Source organism: uncultured Neisseria sp., assembly GCF_951230505.1.
In the GTDB taxonomy this organism is placed as follows: Bacteria; Pseudomonadota; Gammaproteobacteria; order Burkholderiales; family Neisseriaceae; genus Neisseria.
Map to the genome: position 1 here is coordinate 1 of NZ_CATNVN010000181.1, position 3,424 is coordinate 3,424.

Sequence of the window (3,424 nt, forward strand, 5' to 3'; positions counted from 1 at the left end):
TGTTTGACAATGAGGCGTTGATAATCTTCATTGCTGATTTTTTCGTGAAGTAAATTGGTCTGGATAGTCATGATTTTATTGTTGAAATAAGATGGTTAAGGTGCGGATTATAGCGGATATCGTGTCGGCTGTTTCAAAGGGCGTCTTTAAGTTGACGGGCTTTGGCGAATGTGGGGATAAATCTGTTCAATTCAATATTGACTGCCTGAAAATCGCGGCTATCAAAAAAATCGCCGATACGTATGGTTTTTCCCTGATAATCGAAAGACCATGCACCTTGTACACATTTTTGGATACGTAAAATATTGGGGATATTGTGAATTTTTCGTTTCATACCATTTTGGTATAGGTTTTCGTTTGGCAACCTCTGTTTCCTTCCTTGTGCAATAGGAGCTTTGGGAATATGGTCACGAGAATGCCATTCGGAGATTTCTGACAACGGGAAACTACGCCAACGCCCAATGGAGAACAAGGTATAACCATGAGACAGCGTATGGTTACGGATCTTGATATTTTCACGTACGAAAAGTTGCCAAAGAAGGCCATAAACAAGTGAACCCACTAAGTAGAAAGTAAAAAGTAAAGGGATGAGAATGGCTTCTAAATTATTGAAATAGTGTTCTTCAAGGTAAAACGGCGCGATGCATGTAAGAGCAAAGGAAAACATAAGAAATACCGCGGTAAAACCGATTTCCTGCGAATCATGTACAACACGCGCAGATACGGCAATGCCGTCGGGCATGCGCTCAATTTTATAACGCGAAGATGCCATCAATAGCCTCCTATTTTTTCAGCCTGATACGCTTTTTGCAGCGGTGTAATTTGTGCCAAGCGGGCATGATCGATGTGTTCGGCAATTAAATGGGCCTTGCCTTGTGCGCGGCACTCGGCGGCGATTTTGCCTGCATCTACTTGGTTGGCGGCCTCAAGTAAAGCCAGCCAGTGTTCGCGTTGCGGATAGGAGGTGTCTTCAAGGTTCAGACGGCCTTGTTTGTCGGCCACGCAGACGTTTAAGGCCGTCTGAAAACGTTCGGGGCGGCGGAATGCGTCGGTTTTTTTCAAAACATTCAAAATGGTTTTGCTTTTAAACTGCCCGACTTGATGGAGCATGATGTGCCAACGGCAGACGAGTTCGGCAAGCTCGGCGCAGTGTTTGGGCGCGCGAAGGCGTTGATTGACTTCGCGGACGGGTTCGACGCCGTTGACGTCGTGTCCGTAGTGTTTCGGCAGGATATCGGCCGGTGTTTTTGCCTTGCCCAAGTCGTGCAATAAGGCGGCATAGCGTTCGGCGAGAGACAGGTTCATTTCTGCGGCTCTTTGTACAACCATCAGCGTATGAATACCGCTGTCGATTTCAGGATGATAGTCGGCGCGTTGCGGTACGCCGAAAAGGGCATCGACTTCGGGCAGTAAAACTTTGAGTGCGCCGCATTCGCGCAAAACTTCAATCATTCGGCGCGGATTTTTCTCCATCAAGCCTTTGGCCAATTCCTGCCAGACACGTTCGGCAACCAAGGCATCCGCTTCGCCGTTTTCTACCATTTGCCGCATCAGCGACATGGTTTCATCGGCAATTTGAAAACCATAACGCGCGGCAAAACGGGCGATACGTAAAATCCGCACGGGATCTTCGGCAAAGGCAGGCGAAACGTGGCGCAGTATGCCGGCCGCCAAGTCTTGTTGTCCGCCAAAGGGGTCGATGATCGTGCCGTCTGAATCCTGAGCCATGGCATTGATGGTCAGGTCGCGGCGCATCAGGTCTTGTTCCAGCGTAACGTCTTTATCGGCATGAAAGCTGAATCCGGCATAGCCTTTGGCGGTTTTGCGCTCAGTACGGGCGAGGGCGTATTCTTCATGGCTGTCCGGATGGAGAAAGACGGGAAAATCCTTGCCGACGGGTTGATAGCCTTGAGCCAACATGGTTTGCGCATCTGCTCCGACGACTACCCAATCGCGGTCTTTGATGGGCAGGCCTAAAAGATGGTCGCGGACGGCGCCGCCGACAAGATAGGTTTTTATGGTTTGTGTATTCATATAAAAATCGAACGATATAAAAAGGCCGTCTGAAAAGCCGTATTGGGTTTTCAGACGGCCTGGGTCAGAACGCTATTATGACGATTTAGGCTTGTTGCCGTCGATGATTTTCAAACCGGCGGAACCAAGTCTTTGATTTCGTAACGCAAGACTTTTACACCCCAAGCACCTGCCGCTTCGTCCAAAGCAGCAACAACAGGTTGAAAATTATTTCAGTTATAATAAGTCCATTCAAATACGGAGCGGCAAATAATGCAGACTTGGCACGAGGCAATTGGTGCGGAAAAAGAGAAGGCGTATTTTCAAACGATTTTGGAGAAGGTGCGCCATGAAAGGCAGGCGGGGATAACCGTTTATCCGCCTGAGCGCGATGTGTTTAATGCCTTTCGGACGACTGAATTCGGAAATGTAAAAGTAGTGATATTGGGGCAAGACCCGTATCACGGCGCGGGGCAGGCGCATGGTTTGGCGTTTTCCGTGCAACCTGAAATTGCAGTGCCGCCGTCGCTGGTCAATATTTATAAAGAGTTGGCGACGGATATTGAGGGCTTTCAGATTCCGCAACACGGCTATTTGCAGCATTGGGCGGAACAGGGCGTGTTGCTGTTGAACACGGTGTTGACTGTCCGTGCCGGTGCGGCGCATTCTCATGCGACTTTTGGTTGGGAGGCGTTTACCGATGAAGTCATCCGACAATTGGATAAGGAACGCGAGCATTTGGTCTTTATGCTGTGGGGCAGCCATGCGCAGAAGAAAGGCGCGTTTATCGACCGCAAACGTCATTTGGTGCTGACCGCGCCTCATCCTTCGCCCTTGTCGGCGTATCGAGGCTTTTTCGGCTGCAAACATTTTTCGCAGGCAAACGCTTATTTGCAGGCGCATGGTTTAGAGCCGATTGATTGGCAGGTTTAATAAGATGAAAGGCCGTCTGAAAGCAGATTTTCAGACGGCCTTATGATTTAGTCTCAAATCGAATATTCAATCAGTTCGTTTTGAGAAAAGACATAAACCTGTTTCGGAATCAGCTTCAATTCTTTGCCTTCGGCGATTTGGTAACGCGCGGCATCGCTGCCAGCCAGCGTGATATGCACGTCCTGTTTGTCGTGTTTCACCAAAATATGCGTCAATGCGCCGACGGCGTGGATTTTTTCGATTTTGGCACGAATCATCGGTGTTTCATGTTCGGCGGCAAGCTGCCATTCGTGTGGGCGGATATAGCCGATGGCGGTTTGTTCCTGCCATTTGTAGTGTGCGTCCAATTTCCACGCGAAGCCGTTGTAGTACCAGATGCCTTTTTCGATTCTGCCTTCAAAAGCGTCGGTTTCGCCGAGGAACTCGGTAACGAAGGCGTTTTCGGGTTTGCGGTAAATGGCTTCGGCGCTGCCGGTTT

The 3,424-nt window shown here is 49.2% G+C and carries 3 protein-coding genes and 1 pseudogene; 1 reads left to right on the forward strand and 3 read right to left on the reverse strand.

Features of this window, described 5'->3' with window-relative positions; genetic code table 11:
* Positions 1-133: 133 nt before the first annotated feature.
* Positions 134-772, reverse strand: a complete 639-nt coding sequence (locus Q1M25_RS09030; protein ID WP_300483958.1) for a hypothetical protein — start codon at positions 770-772, stop codon at positions 134-136.
* Positions 772-2,034: a multifunctional CCA addition/repair protein gene (locus tag Q1M25_RS09035; RefSeq protein WP_300483959.1), complete on the reverse strand. Its 1,263-nt coding sequence runs from the start codon at positions 2,032-2,034 to the stop codon at positions 772-774. The genes Q1M25_RS09030 and Q1M25_RS09035 overlap by 1 nt, the downstream gene beginning before the upstream one ends.
* Before the next feature lie 252 nt (positions 2,035-2,286).
* On the opposite strand from Q1M25_RS09035, the gene ung reads away from it, so the two are divergent.
* Positions 2,287-2,946, forward strand: a complete 660-nt coding sequence (gene ung / locus Q1M25_RS09040; RefSeq protein ID WP_300483960.1) for a uracil-DNA glycosylase — start codon at positions 2,287-2,289, stop codon at positions 2,944-2,946.
* 53 nt (positions 2,947-2,999) lie between these two features.
* Here ung and Q1M25_RS09045 read toward each other — a convergent pair.
* Positions 3,000-3,424 (reverse strand): annotated as a pseudogene (locus Q1M25_RS09045) (sulfate ABC transporter ATP-binding protein); the annotation flags it as partial.